General features: G+C 41.5%; 18 protein-coding genes. 10 read left to right on the top strand and 8 right to left on the bottom strand.

What is annotated here, in order from left to right; translation table 11 throughout:
- The first annotated feature begins 143 nt into the window (after window positions 1–143).
- Complete coding sequence (locus H6G92_RS15065; RefSeq protein WP_190894476.1) at window positions 144–839, top strand: SAM-dependent methyltransferase; 696 nt, start codon at window positions 144–146, stop codon at window positions 837–839.
- Window positions 840–912: 73 nt separating this feature from the next.
- Here the strand turns inward: H6G92_RS15065 and H6G92_RS15060 are convergent, their stop codons facing one another.
- The gene (locus H6G92_RS15060) at window positions 913–1,926 is read right to left on the bottom strand and encodes a glycerophosphodiester phosphodiesterase (RefSeq protein WP_190894475.1); all 1,014 of its coding nucleotides are present in this window, start codon (window positions 1,924–1,926) and stop codon (window positions 913–915) included.
- Window positions 1,927–2,044: 118 nt separating this feature from the next.
- On the opposite strand from H6G92_RS15060, the gene H6G92_RS15055 reads away from it, so the two are divergent.
- The 4 genes from H6G92_RS15055 to H6G92_RS15040 all read left to right on the top strand — a co-directional run bounded on the left by H6G92_RS15055 (window position 2,045) and on the right by H6G92_RS15040 (window position 5,300).
- Window positions 2,045–2,452, top strand: coding sequence for a hypothetical protein (locus H6G92_RS15055; RefSeq protein ID WP_242059142.1), 408 nt, complete (start codon window positions 2,045–2,047; stop codon window positions 2,450–2,452).
- 158 nt (window positions 2,453–2,610) lie between these two features.
- A complete protein-coding gene (ligA, locus tag H6G92_RS15050) occupies window positions 2,611–4,647 on the top strand; it encodes an NAD-dependent DNA ligase LigA (RefSeq protein WP_190894474.1) in 2,037 nt (678 codons plus the stop codon).
- Between the two features lie 165 nt (window positions 4,648–4,812).
- Window positions 4,813–4,950, top strand: a complete 138-nt coding sequence (locus H6G92_RS15045; RefSeq protein ID WP_190894473.1) for a hypothetical protein — start codon at window positions 4,813–4,815, stop codon at window positions 4,948–4,950.
- Between the two features lie 119 nt (window positions 4,951–5,069).
- Entirely contained in the window at window positions 5,070–5,300 is a 231-nt protein-coding gene (locus H6G92_RS15040) for a DUF6737 family protein (protein ID WP_190894472.1), read from the top strand.
- Window positions 5,301–5,409: 109 nt separating this feature from the next.
- Here the strand turns inward: H6G92_RS15040 and H6G92_RS15035 are convergent, their stop codons facing one another.
- Window positions 5,410–5,763 (bottom strand): hypothetical protein, encoded by a 354-nt coding sequence (locus H6G92_RS15035; RefSeq protein WP_190894558.1) that lies wholly within the window; start codon window positions 5,761–5,763, stop codon window positions 5,410–5,412.
- Window positions 5,764–5,907: 144 nt separating this feature from the next.
- On the opposite strand from H6G92_RS15035, the gene H6G92_RS15030 reads away from it, so the two are divergent.
- Complete coding sequence (locus tag H6G92_RS15030; RefSeq protein ID WP_190894471.1) at window positions 5,908–6,204, top strand: hypothetical protein; 297 nt, start codon at window positions 5,908–5,910, stop codon at window positions 6,202–6,204.
- Window positions 6,205–6,724: 520 nt separating this feature from the next.
- On the top strand, window positions 6,725–7,936 hold the full coding sequence (locus H6G92_RS15025) for a sensor domain-containing diguanylate cyclase (RefSeq protein ID WP_190894470.1): 1,212 nt from the start codon (window positions 6,725–6,727) through the stop codon (window positions 7,934–7,936).
- A 6-nt stretch (window positions 7,937–7,942) separates the two neighbouring features.
- Here the strand turns inward: H6G92_RS15025 and H6G92_RS15020 are convergent, their stop codons facing one another.
- Complete coding sequence (locus H6G92_RS15020) at window positions 7,943–8,536, bottom strand: TetR/AcrR family transcriptional regulator (RefSeq protein WP_190894469.1); 594 nt, start codon at window positions 8,534–8,536, stop codon at window positions 7,943–7,945.
- Window positions 8,537–8,618: 82 nt separating this feature from the next.
- Here H6G92_RS15020 and H6G92_RS15015 point away from each other — a divergent pair, with 82 nt between their 5' ends.
- The gene (locus tag H6G92_RS15015; RefSeq protein WP_190894468.1) at window positions 8,619–9,956 is read left to right on the top strand and encodes a cytochrome P450; all 1,338 of its coding nucleotides are present in this window, start codon (window positions 8,619–8,621) and stop codon (window positions 9,954–9,956) included.
- A gap of 31 nt (window positions 9,957–9,987) precedes the next feature.
- On the opposite strand, the gene H6G92_RS15010 is transcribed toward H6G92_RS15015, so the two are convergent.
- Entirely contained in the window at window positions 9,988–10,578 is a 591-nt protein-coding gene (locus tag H6G92_RS15010; protein ID WP_190894467.1) for a thioredoxin family protein, read from the bottom strand.
- A gap of 131 nt (window positions 10,579–10,709) precedes the next feature.
- Between H6G92_RS15010 and H6G92_RS15005 the strand changes: the two genes are divergently transcribed.
- Entirely contained in the window at window positions 10,710–11,264 is a 555-nt protein-coding gene (locus H6G92_RS15005) for a hypothetical protein (RefSeq protein ID WP_190894466.1), read from the top strand.
- 115 nt (window positions 11,265–11,379) lie between these two features.
- Here the strand turns inward: H6G92_RS15005 and H6G92_RS15000 are convergent, their stop codons facing one another.
- Both H6G92_RS15000 and H6G92_RS14995 read right to left on the bottom strand, forming a co-directional pair.
- Window positions 11,380–11,913: a hypothetical protein gene (locus H6G92_RS15000; protein WP_190894465.1), complete on the bottom strand. Its 534-nt coding sequence runs from the start codon at window positions 11,911–11,913 to the stop codon at window positions 11,380–11,382.
- A 60-nt stretch (window positions 11,914–11,973) separates the two neighbouring features.
- Window positions 11,974–12,597 carry an exopolysaccharide biosynthesis protein gene (locus tag H6G92_RS14995; RefSeq protein WP_190894464.1) on the bottom strand — a complete coding sequence of 208 codons (624 nt, stop codon included), beginning with the start codon at window positions 12,595–12,597 and terminating at the stop codon, window positions 11,974–11,976.
- 277 nt (window positions 12,598–12,874) lie between these two features.
- Between H6G92_RS14995 and H6G92_RS14990 the strand changes: the two genes are divergently transcribed.
- Window positions 12,875–13,657, top strand: coding sequence for an ABC transporter permease (locus H6G92_RS14990; RefSeq protein ID WP_190894463.1), 783 nt, complete (start codon window positions 12,875–12,877; stop codon window positions 13,655–13,657).
- Window positions 13,658–13,686: 29 nt separating this feature from the next.
- Here the strand turns inward: H6G92_RS14990 and hrcA are convergent, their stop codons facing one another.
- Together hrcA and H6G92_RS14980 are read right to left on the bottom strand one after the other, a co-directional pair.
- Window positions 13,687–14,838, bottom strand: a complete 1,152-nt coding sequence (gene hrcA, locus H6G92_RS14985; protein WP_190894462.1) for a heat-inducible transcriptional repressor HrcA — start codon at window positions 14,836–14,838, stop codon at window positions 13,687–13,689.
- Window positions 14,839–15,283: 445 nt separating this feature from the next.
- A complete protein-coding gene (locus tag H6G92_RS14980) occupies window positions 15,284–15,616 on the bottom strand; it encodes a rhodanese-like domain-containing protein (RefSeq protein WP_190894461.1) in 333 nt (110 codons plus the stop codon).
- Window positions 15,617–15,707: the final 91 nt, after the last annotated feature.

Raw genomic sequence — 15,707 nt, 5'->3', positions numbered from 1 at the left:
CTATTGCTAATCCACATACAACCCAATTTCTTTAGTGAGGACTTCTTGACTAAAGGAATGGTTATTTATTGTCTTGATATTAAGGCAGTAAATAACTTTTTATTACATTGATGATTATACCTTACACCTTAAATTGCAGTCAAATGAAAGATATCTTTTTTTGCCCTGAAGAATCTAATTTCTACTCAAACTGCTTAGACAGTTTTGTGATCAGAAATTGCAAAAGCTACGAGTCTATTGTGGAGTTTGGATCAGGAGATGGTAGCCCTGTAATTAATTCTTTATTGAAAAACAAGTTTGATGGAGTAATTCAGGGATTTGAATTAAATACCTCTGCATGGAAAGTCGCAAATTCAACCATTGATGAATATAATCTCACTAATAAATACATAATCCATAATTCATGTTTGTTTAATTCTTCTCAACCCGATGCTGAGTATCTTGTAGCCAATCCACCATATCTCCCCGCACCAGATAATGATATTTATATGCCACTTTTATTTGGGGGCGTAGATGGAGCCACAGTTACCAACGATCTTTTGTCGTTAGGTTATGAAAATGTGTTGGTTTTAATATCTAGTTTTTCTAATCCAACAAGTACTCTAAACCTAGCAAAACAGAACGGTTATTGTGTTCAAAATTTCATGGTGTTACCTTTGCAGTTCGGCTACTATAGTTCTGATCCCAAGGTAAAGAACCACATAGAAAAACTCCGAAAAAACAAGATGGCATTTTATTCTGGCGATTATTATTTTTTAGCTGGCGTTTTATTTAACAAATGCCAGGATTATGCAATTGATTTATCTAATCAATTAGCTCAGGTTATGACTAGTTTGTGAAAATCTATAGACTCAGATTCCCAACTTATTTAAAAAGTTGGGAATCTTGTTTTTCATGGCTGCAAATTTGATTTTATGGAGAACAAAGTTTAAATCGGAAATTTTCATTCACAGCAAAAACCGTATCCGGGTAGTCGCTAAATACGCCATCAACACCTAAGCTCAAAAATAGCTCATATTCCCCTTGGGGATTTCCTTGAAAGTCCAGTGGCAAAAAACAGTCCTCATTGCGGAAAGTCCAGACATGAACCAGCAAACCAACCGTATGAGCATCAATGACTAAAGATGTAGGCGATTGCAATTTACCATTACTGTCTCTCGGAACCAGTAAATTTTTATGAATTCCAACGGCCTGTGCATATTTATAAATTTCTTCTAAACCTGATGCAGTGACTAAATCTGCATAAGTGCGTTCATCGCCACTAACGACAAAATCATAAGGTTTACCACTGTTATTCAGCAATTGCACCAGAGGTAAATCTGTCTTTGTAGATAAATCTTGTAAATTACTCACTTCAAAAGACTGGATGAAAATAGGTGCATTAGCGCCCTGATAACCGTTGGCTGTCAAAGTTGCCAATAGGGGTTCTTCTAGGGCTAACCCAATAGATTTAAAGTAAGTTGGGTGCTTAGTTTCTGGGTAAATGCCGATCGCACGATTAATTTCAGCACTTTTAGCCTTAACTAAATCGATGATTTCTTGGAGAGTGGGAATTTCTAAGAGTCCATCATAGGCGGTATTTTGCGATCGCACTTCAGGAATTCGCTCTTTGGCTCGTAGTGTTTTCAGTTCTACCAGGGTAAAGTCTTCGGTAAACCAGCCAGTTTTGGATTCGCCATCAATAATTTTGGTGGTTCGACGGTGAGCAAATTCTGCATGGCTAGCAACGTCGGTGGTTTCGGAAATCTCATTTTCGTGACGAGCAATTAAAACACCGTCTTTGCTGGAAACTAAATCAGGTTCAATATAATCAGCGCCCAGTGCGATTGCTAATTCATAAGCAGCTAAAGTATGTTCTGGACGATAACCACTAGCGCCTCGGTGAGCAATGATAATTGGGGGCTTCCCTGTAAAATCTTTAACCATAATTGGGTACCATTTGTAATTTTGTAAGTTAAAAATTAAAAAATTAAATATTCATTTAGGTGAGCAGATGGTAAGTAATTATCTTGAAATTGTTTTTATTTTTGATACAATCGGAAGTATGTACCCTTGCCTTACCCAGGTACGGCGAAAAATCGAAAATACCTTTACCAGACTGATAGATGAAATTCCCTTGATTCGGATTGGGATTATTGCTCATGGTGACTATTGTGATGCAGGCTCCACTTATTTCACCAAAACATTTAATATATGTGATTGTGTGCAAAATGTCGAACCTACTGGTGGCAAAGATGCACCAGAGTTTTACGAATTAGTATTACATAAATCCCAATCTTTATCATTTACAAAAATAGAAACTATCCAGGTTAAAAAGGAAATTAACCTAATGGATCAGGCAACGGGTGATTTGTTTGAAGGTGGCGCTGCACGAGAAATGTTAGGTCTACCGATGGATACAAAGATTCGTATTAAACCTAGTAACCTAGAAAAGTATGTTGTGTTTGTCTAAAGTACCTCTGCTAATCGTAAACTGATTGGCAAAACTCGATTTTTATATGAAGTCGAAGACTGGGATCGCTAAATCCCAACAACTACAAGTCGCGGCTACCAAAACAAAGCCTGCATAAGCAGGTTATTCTATTCCCTAGGTATTTTGTAATAAGTCTAATGACCCAGATTAAGCCGGAAGTAAAACGCATAGAAGAACTGCGCCAGTTATTGCAACAAGCAAGTTTAGCTTATTACGTTTTAGATGCTCCAATTATGGAGGATGCAGTCTATGACCAGCTATATCGAGAATTGCAACAACTGGAAATTCAATATCCAGAATTGGCGACTCCCGATAGTCCGACTCAGCGCGTGGGTGAGAGGCCAGCAACGCAGTTTACCTCGGTGCGGCATAATATCCCCTTGTACAGTCTAGAGAATGCATTTAATATCGATGAGTTGCAAGCCTGGGATCAGCGTTGGCGGCGACAGGTACCGAAAATAGACTCGGTGGAATATGTCAGTGAACTCAAAATTGATGGTTCGGCTTTGGCTCTTACCTATCAAAATGGCATTCTAGTTAGGGGTGCAACTAGGGGTGATGGGGTAACAGGTGAAGATATCACCCAAAATGTGCGGACAATTCGCTCAATTCCCTTGCGTTTGAATTTTGAAGGGTTAGAAATTCTAGAAAGGGTGGAAGTACGCGGCGAGGCCTTTTTGCCGTTGGAAGTATTTAAACAAATTAACGAGGAAAGACAAAAAGCGGGTGAGCAGTTATTTGCCAATCCCCGTAATGCCGCAGCTGGTACACTCAGGCAACTAGACTCGCGCATTGTCGCTAAACGGCGGTTAGATTTCTTTGGCTACACCTTGCACATTCCTGGTAGAGATGACACTAGTATTGCCAATACCCAATGGGAAGCTTTGGAGTTATTGGAAAAGATGGGTTTTCGAGTCAACCCCAACCATAAACTGTGTGCCTCGATCGCAGAAGTGGCAAAATATTATGAATACTGGGATACGGAACGGCTGAATTTACCCTACATGACTGATGGGGTAGTAGTAAAACTGAATTCTTTTAAACTTCAGGAACAGCTAGGCTTTACGCAGAAATTTCCTCGCTGGGCGATCGCTTTAAAGTACGCAGCCGAAGAAGCACCCACTCGTGTGGAAAATATTGCTGTGAATGTGGGACGAACGGGGGCGTTAACGCCGTTAGCCGAGATGCGCCCTGTGCAATTGGCGGGGACAACAGTTTCTCGCGCGACTTTACACAATAGCGATCGCATTACTCAATTAGACATTCGCATTGGCGATACTGTCATTGTCCGCAAAGCTGGGGAAATCATCCCAGAAGTGCTGAGGGTACTCAAAGAACTTCGTCCCGCTGACACTGAACCTTTCGTTATGCCCACCCATTGCCCAGTCTGTGGTCAACCAGTGGTGCGAGAATCAGGTGAGGCGGTGACTCGGTGCGTCAATGCTTCCTGTGCAGCGATTCTCAAAGGTTCCATTGAACATTGGGTAAGTCGTGATGCGTTGGATATTAAAGGCTTGGGCGAAAAGCTGGTGCATCAACTCGTTGATAAAAGTTTGGTGCATTCCGTTGCTGATTTGTATGAGTTGACAGCAGAGAAATTGTGTGCATTAGAAAGGATGGGGAAAAAGTCGGCAGAGAAATTAGTGGATGCGATCGCTCAATCAAAAAACCAACCTTGGTCAAGGGTATTATATGGCTTAGGTATTCGTCACGTTGGCAGTGTGAATGCACAATTGTTGACTCAGAAATATTTTACTGTAGACCAGTTAGCTACAGCAAAGCAATCAGATATTGAAGGAATTTACGGTATCGGTGCTGAAATTGCCCAATCTGTGTACCAGTGGTTTCGGATTGATGCCAACCAAAGGTTGATAGAACGCTTACAGGCTGAAGGATTACAATTAACTGCCACAGAGGAAACAAAAATACTTGGTGATGCTAATCAAAAGTTTGCAGGTAAAACTTTTGTAATTACGGGTACATTACCAACCTTAAAGCGAGATGAAGCTAAGGCTTTGATTCAAAAAGCTGGTGGAAAATTGACTGATTCCGTGAGTAAAAAAACAGATTATTTGGTGGTAGGAGAAGAAGCCGGTTCTAAATTAGAAAAAGCACTTTCCTTGGGAATTAACCAATTAAGCGAGGCGCAGTTATTAGAGATGCTTAAGGATTGATGCATAAGCTAATCGTCATTTAAATTGCATCATTTTCATGGTAATAAAAGCTGCAAACCCTCTCCCTTGCCCCCTGCGATCTCAATGTGCAAATTAAATGCTTAACAGCTTATCTGGCCAACGCGTCACGTTCATATCAATGTGATGTCGTGTAAAACATTGATTATGCTGCACAGATTGCCTTCAAGGGTCGTTTTGGCGAAGATTTCTCACGAATTTTACCAAAACCTTGATAATATTGATAGCGATGCCTGTGATGGTAACGTAGCTCTGTTATCAAGCCTGCGGCATAGCTACGCTTAGGGCGCAGCCTCTCGTAGAGAAGTGCGGGCAAAGTCAACACGTTCGACTCTAGAACTTTGGGACATCATTTACCCTAAAAATTGTTAAAGGAAAATTTGGAGTTTTACTAAATAAAACTAATGTCTGAACAAAAGCCCGTAAGCCCCTGGAACTACAAACCTTGGTGGTGTCAACCCTGGTCTATAGTTCTCACAGGTGTAACACTGATTGGTGGTAGCTGGTTACTCTTTAAAACTATCTGGCTAACAGTTCTCGTCTCTATCCCTGTAATGACGTGGATGGGATTTTTTGTGTTGTTTTGGCCACAACTAATGATTCGCAGTGGGATTTTGGAGTCATATAAGGACTAATTCGAGCTTAATGTGTTATTGGAAATTCTTCCAGGGAGAGAAAATTATTCCATCGTGTTAAGAAATTTAGCAGCAAAGTTATGCACAGCAGAAGAGATAACTCCAATTTTCATAATTCTTGCTTTTGCGTAACAATCCACAGCAAATCTAACCACAACTGAGGATAAACATTCTTAAGCTTCGATTTGGGGTCGTGTAACAGATTAGTAGCATTCACGCAAGCAACTTCAACTAGCCCCAGATATTCTGCCACTTCTATCAGTAAATTTTTTTCTGCTACTACAGCAGCAATCAGTCTGTCAGGACAGTAAATCCTTATATATTTGGCATGAGCAATATAAACTCCTTTTAATTTAGAATTTAGCACTTTTACATAGCAGTGGCGTAGTAATTCCCACACTCTTGGGTGAGCTTGCTCAATAATAAGGGTAAATTGTTGGGCTAAGTCTTCTTCGGTAATCATTACTCTCTCCATTATTTTTGTCCTAAAAACTGTAATTTCATCTCTGCACAGCTTGTTCAGCATTGCTCATATTGCGTGCATTTTCCTCTGAGTAAAATTACTAATTTTTAGTTTGGGCAAAATTTACCCATCCGGCCGAATTGGTTGGTAAGTTTTCTACGGCTTATATTACTTGCATATCAAGGATCAAAGCTGAAATCGATTCTTCAAACTGTATCAACCGTTGCCTTGTACCAATTATTCTGGTACAAGGCAACATTACTAAAGAAGAATTCAGAGACAACTTCTGAGCGTCAGGATGTTTCCACACCAATTGCTTCTATCAAAGGGCAAATGAATTTTCGCAAAAATATTTGCACAGCGCCAATTTTATTGCGATATTCAAATATTCTGGTTTTAGAGGGAATCAAGAGAGAGTGCGATCGCATTCTTGAGGCTTGAGCAACCATTTGAGATTGTATGACAACAAATGACAATGCTTAATTCAAAGCTTTCCAGGCTTTGAGTTTCCCTATATTGGATTATCTCTGCGCTTATATGCAGAGATAATCAGGACTGTGCTGCAAAGTTAAGCGATCGCTCATGAGCCTCCCCGAAAGGTCGAGAGGCTTTGAAACCCCAATTTCCTTGTAGAGAAGGGGGCTAGGGGGGTTAGGTTTAGATGTTACCAAAAATACTTTTCAAACATTCTCTAAGGTCTTTGTCTGTAGAAAATGGGTTTTTCAACTTAAGGAACTAGTGTTAGCGATCACGCATTTTTATTTTTGCCGTGAGTCTGGTTAGTTGCCTATTGATTGATGAAAGAATAAGTTCCGATGAAAGCCGTCCCTCGGAACTTTGACAGTATAATAAGTTTTGATAATTTTTAGTTTATATTGATCATTTTCAAACTGGCTTTGGGCACAAGACCTTGTAAGTATCTAGATACTCAGGGAATCTGCACAGTGAAAGCTAGGATGACATGAACAACAGAGCAAACCAAAGGCATGAAGAACATCACATAATAGAATATTTCTATATATTCAACCGAATCTTGATTTTCGTTGCAGAGATGTTTCTATCACGCAGCCTTGATGCTGGAGAGGTAATCCTGCGGTTGTTGCAAAATTTCCAACGTACCAGACTTTCCTGGCTAAGGTTTAGACACTCATCTGTGAAAAAGCAAGCTGTTCCTTTACCTGAAAATGAAGCAGAAAGGCTCAAAGCATTGGTGGACTACAATATTTTGGATACCCTACCTGAAGAAGCGTTTGATGACCTAACTGCTCTTGCTGCCTACATTTGTAAGACTCCAATAGCTTTAATTAGCTTAGTTGATGCCGATCGCCAATGGTTTAAATCTAAGGTTGGGCTAAAAGCTAGGGAAACACCCAGAGAGTGGTCTTTTTGTGCCCATGCAATTTTTCAACCAGAGGATATATTAGTGGTTCCCGATGCCATCAATGACGATCGCTTTACTAACAATCCCTTAGTCAAAGGTAATCCCAAAATTCGTTTTTATGCTGGTGCCCCACTAGTTACGCCTGATGGTTTTCCCCTCGGAACGTTGTGTGTAATCGATACCATTCCTCGCTTTTTAAGTTACCAGCAATTGGATGCACTGCGCCGCCTAACTCGGCAGGCGATCGCTCAGATGGAACTCATGCAGGAAGTTCGCAACCGCAAAGAAGCAGAGATTGAAGGAAGGCATTTATCGCTGACTGATGAACTAACAGGTTTGCATAACCGACGTGGCTTTTTCTTGATGGCTGAACAACAATTAAAAATTGCTCATCGCCTGAGAGTCTTGTGCTGGGTTATCTTCATTGATTTAGATGGACTAAAACAAATTAACGACACCCTTGGTCACGACATAGGAGATGCCTTAATTGTTAATGCTGCTCGATTACTCAAACAAAGTTTTCGGAACTCAGATATTGTTGCCCGCTTGGGTGGAGATGAGTTTATTGTTTTCATCTCCAGCTACTTTAAGGATGCTGATAGCATCCAAGCGTGTTTGCAAGCAAATATCGCCAACTTTAATCAACAGCAAAACCGTAGCTATGAACTTTCGATGAGTATGGGGATAGAGCGTTACTCACCAGGAAGCAATATGTCACTAGAACAACTAATCGCCAAGTCTGACGAATTAATGTACGCTCATAAGCGTTTCAAGCGGCAATCTATTGCATGAAGGGGATTACGGATTTAAGCTACTTTTGAGAAAAAGCTCTAGGGCACGGTGAATATATGCTTCCCACGGCTCAGAGGTGGGAGGGAAGATTTGGGCATAGAGCATCGCTCCACTCATTAGGTCAAAGATTAAATCGCTGTTTGTGTCAGCCTGGATTTCGTTTCTCATTTTTGCACGCTCAATCACAACCCGGAACGCTTGGCGTCGGGGTTGTAGATATTTTGTCCAGTAGACCTGGGCAAACTGTGGGCTACTGGAGGCTGTACTGATAATCAAGGCTTTGATCTGACGACCCAAGGGGGTGAGGGTGGTTCTGCCGGCACTCTCAATAATTAGCTCAAGATCGCCCCAGAGAGTCCCAGTGTCTGGTATTAATATCTCTTCCCTTGAGTTTTCGATCGCATCTGCTACGAGTTCTTCTTTGGAGCTATAACGCCTATAGATAGTGGGTTTACCTACCCCAGCACGGGCTGCGATCGCTTCAATACTCATGCGTTCATATCCCACTTCCCCTAACAAATCTAAGGTCGCTTTCAGGATGGCTTGATGCGATCGCATACTCCGGGGTCGTCCGGGTGAGTTTTTGACAGATTCATTCATAAAATTTTTCCGATTGACATACTTTTATAAATTTACGATACTGTTTCGTAACTAAAATAATAGCTTTTTTCCCACAATAAAAATGACAACTTTTTCTACAGAGCGCCTCCCTTTACCCCCTGGTAGCTTGGGTTTACCCATCGTTGGCGAAACAATTAGCTATTTGCGCGATCCAGGAGGTTTTATTAAGCAGCGACAGCAGCAATATGGAACAATCTTCAAAACCCATTTGTTGGGTCAGAAAACAATTGTCCTGATTGGGGCAGAAGCCAGCCGTTTTCTATTCACTAGCGAGGGCCAGATATTGGCGATGACCAACCCTTTAAGTTTTGAGGTGTTACTGGGGGCAGGTTCTATAGGGATGAAAAATGGCATCTCTCACCAAAATCTACGTAAGCAGTTGTCACAAGCTTTCCAACCAAGAGCTTTAGCAGGGTATGTCAGGGTAATGGAGGAAATAACCCGCAGCTATCTGCACAAATGGGAACGCTTGGGTAAAATGACTTGGTATTCTGAACTGAAAAAATACACCCTTGATATTGCTTGTAAGTTGTTAGTGGGAGTTAATACAGCCTCAGATGAGAACTTAGAAAAAGTCTATGAGACTTGGGGAGAAGGATTGTTATCAATTCCGATGCGATTGCCTGGAGGTAAGTTTGATCGAGCAGTACATGCTCGTGAGCAACTTCTCGCCAAGATTGATCGGATGATCCATCAACGCCAGCAAAATCCTGCCTTAAATCTAGATGTCTTAGGAATCTTGTTGCAAGCGCGAGACGAGGAGGGAAATTGTTTGAGTTTAAAGGAAGTGAAAGATAACGTTTTGGCATTGCTAGTCGCTGGACATGAAACCTTGACTTCAGCACTGACTTCCTTATGTTTGCTGCTAGCCCAGCATCCAGAAGTGTTAAAAGCTGCTCGTGCAGAACAACAACAGCTAGGCTTCATAGAACCGCTTACTCAAGAAAACCTCAAGCGAATGACCTACCTAGAGCAAGTTCTCAAAGAAGTTTTACGGCTCACCCCTCCAGTGGTTCGCAGTGGTTCTAGGGAGGTGATTGAGGCGTGCGAGTTTGGTGGGTACTTAATTCCCAAGGGCTGGAATGTACATTACCAAATTCAGGAGACTCATCAAGATCAGAATATTTATACTGAGCCTGAACATTTCGATCCGCAGCGCTTTGCTCCTGAACGGGCTGAGGACAAACAAAAAGTCTTTAGCCATATTCCCTTCGGTGGTGGTATCCGAGAATGTTTAGGTAAAGAGTTTGCCAGACTGGAAATTAAGTTGTTTGCAGCCTTGTTAATCCGTAACTATCAGTGGGAACTGCTCCCTGGACAAAATCTTGAGAGGGATCTACTACCGTTTTCTCGTCCTCGTGATGGCTTAAAAGTGAAATTTTGTCGGCGATCGCATTAAGTCCGCTCCGAACTTCAGTCGTCGGTTATTGCTAATTTACCACTTGGCTACCATGACTGCGGGGGTCATCTTGACTAGCCGTTGGTGCGACTGGGGCTGAAAATTTGGAAACTTTGCCGCTAGCTTGAGCATAAGGAAGAGACGAACCAGTCACTAAAGCTTCTAAGTTGCTAGCCATAATCGTGCGTGGTTGATCGCCGATCGCTTGGGCTATGGTTTCCCCTTGCTGACTCAAAAATACAAAATGGGGAATCCCATCCACGCGATATTTCAACATTTCGGGTAGCCATTTGGTATTATCCACATTCAGCATGACAAAATTCATCTTGTCAGCATACTCTGTTTCTAGTTGAGTGATATCTGGTGCCATTTTCTGGCAGACAGTACACCAATCAGCATAAAACTCTACTAAAGATGGTTTGCCATTGCTGATTGCTACTTCTAACGGTGTGGACGAATCGCTTAATTTAGCTAGAGTTGCCGAGGTTGTTTCAGTTCGCAATCCTAAGACGAGGGCAACGCTAAGAGCGATCGCTACCATTACAATTAAAAAGTTTCTCAAACGCTTCCCTAATGTGGATTCAGACTTATCGGGGGAATTAACAGGTGAATCAGTACTCATAACAGAATTATTAAAACTTATTAAGCAATTTCTTCTTCAGTTTAGCTGACTCCAAGCGCTCTTTAATACGTAATTGGATACCCAAAATGGGTATTACAAATAAATACTTTAGATGAAATAGGTTCTAAAAGATGATTTTAAGCTTCAGAAATACCAGTGCTGTGTGTGCCGTATTTTTACTAGTCAGTGTTGGCAGCTTTCACAAGTCAGCCATAGCTACTATAAATAACCAGTCTCAATTGATAGCACAGCAGAGTAAAACCTCGCCACACCCAGTTTTTAAATCTATTATGCCTAAATTAAAGCAAAAGACTCAAATTAAGATTTTATTGCCAAAGTTTATTCCTGAGTCGGATGGGGAAAATCCAATTTACGCAATTATAGAAGCTGCTACGCAAAAAAAGTACGAAATTTTACTGGGTTTCAGTCCCGATTGTACTGGTGGAACTGCCTGTCGTTTGGGCATTGTTTCTGCTGAAGCTGTAACCCGCAAAACACCGCGCCTTACTGGTAAACCTGTATCCTTAGCTAAGGGCATTACTGGCTATTTTGTGGATTTTACTTGTGGTGCTAATTGCTCAGATGCTACCTTGACTTGGAGACAACAGGGTGTGCAATATATTGTTGGGTTGAAAGCAGGCGATCGCACTTCTTTGGTAAAAATGGCTAATTCTGCGATTAACTAATTCTGTGGGTTTCAGTAAAAAGCAAACAAGCGGTAAGTTTTGTAGCAGTGTCTAAATCTCTGTTACAAAACTGAATTACGAATTACGAATTACGAATTACGAATTATTTTAATCCCTAGCTAAGGTCAGAGTCTGATTTTACTTCCCAGCGAAACAGCCGTGGCAATTGAGATACATCTATGGCATAGTTAACAATCCACAGCACCAATTCAAAAACCAACAAATATCGTACCCACTGCAACTCGCTTTTGGAATCCAAAAGTGTCAAACCCTCATACAACTGCCAGAAGCGGTAAGGCAGGTATATATAAGGTACCATCACCCACACTACATTTTGCAACTGCCTGAGCGTTACTCTCTCAGAGATGATTTGCAACCCTAATACGATAAAATACCAACCAAGCACAGTTAACACACTGCCATCGCCCCACCATACACCCCACAAAAGCATAACGATTAATGGCAGCAAGACTCCTAGCAGCTGCACTGAGCCAAACCAGATTTTATACCAAGAGGGAAATGGTAGAGGTAGAGTATAAGGCTTTGTCTGTTTCCACCCCCAATTTACAACCACAATAAAAAGTGTGGCAATTAGGAAAAAGAGGAGATTTTCTAAGAACAGATAGAGGTTGGTGTTTAAGGGAGCCATCGTGATATTATCAACCTCTGATGTTCGTGTGTCATTACCCTCAAGTAGTATTTTTGCTATTTAACGACCTAGCCAAGTCTTGATGATGTCAAGAAGACTGGAACCACCCCAAATCAATGCCAATAGTATGGAAGTAGTTAAAACTGCCCCTAGTACACACATAACTAAACCACCCAGGCTAATAGCACCATCATCTTCCGATAAGCCAAAGCTAGTTACAAAAATCCCCATTGCTGGTAGGGTATTAGTTCCTGGAATCGGAATCATCATAGAAATTGCCATCAAGGCGATCGCTATACCAATGGTCACTCTACCAGGTAAAGTAGTACAGATATAGCTCAGACGAGGACGAGCGATCGCTTCAATTCTTTTTAACCAAGGAATCCCTGCTTTCAAGAATCCCTGAACTGTTGTGAGTTGGATAGGATGACTCATCATCCGCTTGGGTAGCCAGGGGGTTTTGGCACCGGCGATTAGCTGTACCGCTAATAGGAAAATCAGGATGCCGAAAGGGACTGAGTATCCTGGTGCTGGAACTGGCAAAGCTGAAGGTAAAGACAGGATAATCAGCAAAAATCCAAAAATTCTTTCTTTTGCTAATAGTAAAATCTCTGTCAAAGTTACTTTTGAGGGTCGATCTTCCTCAAAAAAATAGCGTTGTAATTCGTTAGATAGTTTAGCCATATATCACCAGGATTTAGCAAAATTTAGTAAATAAATATACCAATTAACAAGCCAGACTCAGCAAAGATAATTGCTCATACCTCAAAGTAGCCGAGTGATTTCACTAGTTCTGGTAAATCCAGAACCATAGAATTTCTTACCTCTCAACAATAGATCCACAACATCTTAACGTTTAGCAATTTTCCTGAATAAAAAGTAATATTAAATTTCCTTAAAGTTATTGTGTAAATTATGGAAATGTCATGACAGATGGAACATATTGGGATAAGGGTGCAAGATGCAAAGATATTTGAAAGTACTAAAGCTATTTTGGAGTGCTGCGATCGCAGCAGAGTTAGAGTATCGGATTAACTTTTTCATAGCTACCCTCAGCAGCTTGGGAAATCTTGTCGGTAGCCTCTTTGGACTATTCTTGTTTTACCGGACTGGCTACACTTTTAGTGGTTGGTCATGGGAAGCAGCTTTAGTAGTTCTAGGACTTTTTACCTTACTACAAGGCTTTTCTGCTACTTTTCTGGCGTCGAACTTAAATCGCATTGTCCGCCATGTCCAAGAAGGCACTTTGGACTTTATATTATTAAAACCTATCCGCAGTCAGTTTTGGCTTTCCACCCATACCCTTTCACCTTGGGGAATGCCGGATCTAATTTTTGGTAGTGTGATTATTGGCTACGCGGGTAAACGCCTCGGTGTAGGGATAGACGACTATCTACTTGGTGTGCTGCCATTATTATTCAGCTTAGTGATTCTGTACAGCCTGTGGTTTATGCTGGGAGCGATGAGTATCTGGTTCGTCAAAATATACAACGTCACAGAAGTTTTGCGTGGTTTGTTGGAAGCTGGACGATATCCCATCGCAGCATATCCTACTGCTTACCGTTTTTTCTTCACCTTTGTGATGCCAGTAGCATTTTTAACTACTGTCCCAGCCCAAGCGCTATTGGGTAGGAGTGAAATTAGCTGGTTGATAGGTGCGGCAATATTGGCAGTAGTGCTGTTTTTCGCTTCTACTTGGTTTTGGCGGTTTGCGTTGCGATTTTATACCAGTGCTTCGAGTTAGAGACATTACCTGATAGAATTAATCGCTATTTAAGGATTAAAATAACTAAAAGCTTCTGAGAGATAATCAGCAGCAGATGCCACGACTGCGATCGCACTTTCATAATCTAGACGCGTTGGCCCCAAAACTCCTACACTTCCTACTGGTATCGAACCTCGGCGATAGTTGGAAGAAATCAAGGTGCAGGTACGTATTGGTTCTAGTGGGTTTTCTGCGCCAATGCGAACTGTTACCCTTGACTTACCTACATCCTCCTGCTCTGGTTCCTCAAATATTAATCGCCATAGTTGGTCTTGTTCTTCTTCCAGCAGGTGGATAATCGTTTGTACTTGCTGCAACTGGGAAAATTCTGGCTGGCGCAAAACTTCTGACACACCCCGAACCATAATTTGTGTTGCAGTCGGCGCATGAGTCCGACGAGTCAATTCAGCAACTGAATTTTTCAAGAATTCCCCGTAGCGTTGGAACTCCTGATCTAGTTCACTCCAGTTGAGGTTGGCTAATTCCAACAGACTTCGCCCCCGCAAGTGGCTATTCAAAAAGTTAGAAACAATCTGCAACTCGCGATCGATTACCTCTGAATCCCGTTGTGTTTCCTCTGGTGTTGGCGACAAATCCATCAACTTGGAATGTGTCTCATAACCATCGGTCACTACAATTAACATGATCCGCCCCGCTTCAATTTGCACTAATTGCAGATGTCGCAATAGTGCTGTAGTAGTTTGCGGCATAGTAATCAAGCTAATGCAACCACTCAAGGTTGCTAAAATTTGTGCTGCTCCTTGCAATAGAGTTTCTAAACTCCAATCTTCCCACTGGAGGCGGTTTTGCAGTGCCAACTCTACTTCTCGCCCTAAATATTCTGTACCACTTTGTGGAAGCAAGCTACGCGTAGCATCTGTCTGCGACACACTGCGCGAACGCAGAGAAGGGGTAATTAACTGGTCAACATAAATGCGGTAACCTGAGTCAGAAGGTATTCGTCCGGCAGAGGTGTGTGGTTGGTAAAGTAACCCAGACTTTTCTAAAACGCCCATCACATTGCGAATTGTCGCCGAGCTTACACCCAGATCGTACTCCTCGATCAAAGCCTTTGAACCAACAGGCTCTGCCGTAGCAATGTAGTGACGTACAGTTGCCCAAAGTATATGCTGTTGTCGATTTGTTAACTGGACTTCCATAGGGTATGTTTTGCTAGAGGCAAATTTTAATCAAACTCTGGAAAAATTTCTGGATTGATCGAAACCAAAGAATATTAATAGTTTATTAAGATAACAAATTATACAACTATATTGTGATAATTAATTTTAAGGTTCAAGTACATAACTCTTGAAAAGTGCGCTTTCAATATAATCTAGGCTTTTGCAGCAATAACTGAGGGTTTGAATTGACAACATCCTTTTTGCTTTATCTTTGCATAATTCTACACTGATAAAAGTATTGTAGGATACGTACTTTTGCGGTGATCGCAGCATAAGATCGGGTCGAAAAGTTCTGTAAGATATATAACCAGTAGATAAACTTACAAGCTTTCCTAGCAAGCGCCTAAAATGTGGTGTTATTTTCAGCATACCAAAAGCCAGATGGAAGAGTAAGTTCCATCTGAGTAATGCACCTAAACACGAGCTAATACTGGGGAATTGAATGGTCTACTAAGACAGAATAAGCATCAATACCACCTGAAATATTTTGCACATTTGTAAAACCTTGAGCAATTAACCACTGGCACATCTGGGCAGAGCGGATGCCGTGGTGGCATAGTACAAGGGTTTCAGCTTGGGGATTGAAGAGGTTAGGGACTTGATCTCCCCAATCGGCAAATTGGCTCAGGGGTAGATTGACAAAGCCCTCAATGCTAGCAATCTCCAATTCTTGTGGTTCGCGTACATCTACTAACTGAATACTTGCATCACCAGAAGAAAGACGTTGTGCCAGTTCTTGTACACTAATCTGGTTCATGGGTTAACTAAAAGAATTCCCTATAAACAGTCCTAATCCTATTTATGGTGGCAGAAAATCTCTGCCTTTGCATGAGTATCCATTCTCAAGA

Source organism: Nostoc foliaceum FACHB-393 (assembly GCF_014698505.1).
Lineage (GTDB): Bacteria > Cyanobacteriota > Cyanobacteriia > Cyanobacteriales > Nostocaceae > Nostoc > Nostoc foliaceum_A.
The sequence above is the reverse complement of the archived record's forward strand: the minus strand, read 5'-3'. Positions and strand labels throughout refer to the sequence as shown.

Coding starts and splice junctions, on each gene's coding strand:
- H6G92_RS15035 (WP_190894558.1), bottom strand. CDS start 5,763: ATGATTACCGAAGAAGACTTAGCCCAACAATTTACCCTTATTATTGAG.
- H6G92_RS15015 (WP_190894468.1), top strand. CDS start 8,619: ATGACAACTTTTTCTACAGAGCGCCTCCCTTTACCCCCTGGTAGCTTG.
- hrcA (WP_190894462.1), bottom strand. CDS start 14,838: ATGGAAGTCCAGTTAACAAATCGACAACAGCATATACTTTGGGCAACT.
- H6G92_RS15060 (WP_190894475.1), bottom strand. CDS start 1,926: ATGGTTAAAGATTTTACAGGGAAGCCCCCAATTATCATTGCTCACCGA.
- H6G92_RS15005 (WP_190894466.1), top strand. CDS start 10,710: ATGATTTTAAGCTTCAGAAATACCAGTGCTGTGTGTGCCGTATTTTTA.
- H6G92_RS14980 (WP_190894461.1), bottom strand. CDS start 15,616: ATGAACCAGATTAGTGTACAAGAACTGGCACAACGTCTTTCTTCTGGT.
- H6G92_RS15010 (WP_190894467.1), bottom strand. CDS start 10,578: ATGAGTACTGATTCACCTGTTAATTCCCCCGATAAGTCTGAATCCACA.
- H6G92_RS14990 (WP_190894463.1), top strand. CDS start 12,875: ATGCAAAGATATTTGAAAGTACTAAAGCTATTTTGGAGTGCTGCGATC.
- H6G92_RS15055 (WP_242059142.1), top strand. CDS start 2,045: ATGTACCCTTGCCTTACCCAGGTACGGCGAAAAATCGAAAATACCTTT.
- H6G92_RS14995 (WP_190894464.1), bottom strand. CDS start 12,597: ATGGCTAAACTATCTAACGAATTACAACGCTATTTTTTTGAGGAAGAT.
- H6G92_RS15000 (WP_190894465.1), bottom strand. CDS start 11,913: ATGGCTCCCTTAAACACCAACCTCTATCTGTTCTTAGAAAATCTCCTC.
- H6G92_RS15065 (WP_190894476.1), top strand. CDS start 144: ATGAAAGATATCTTTTTTTGCCCTGAAGAATCTAATTTCTACTCAAAC.
- H6G92_RS15025 (WP_190894470.1), top strand. CDS start 6,725: ATGAACAACAGAGCAAACCAAAGGCATGAAGAACATCACATAATAGAA.
- H6G92_RS15045 (WP_190894473.1), top strand. CDS start 4,813: ATGCTGCACAGATTGCCTTCAAGGGTCGTTTTGGCGAAGATTTCTCAC.
- H6G92_RS15020 (WP_190894469.1), bottom strand. CDS start 8,536: ATGAATGAATCTGTCAAAAACTCACCCGGACGACCCCGGAGTATGCGA.
- ligA (WP_190894474.1), top strand. CDS start 2,611: ATGACCCAGATTAAGCCGGAAGTAAAACGCATAGAAGAACTGCGCCAG.
- H6G92_RS15040 (WP_190894472.1), top strand. CDS start 5,070: ATGTCTGAACAAAAGCCCGTAAGCCCCTGGAACTACAAACCTTGGTGG.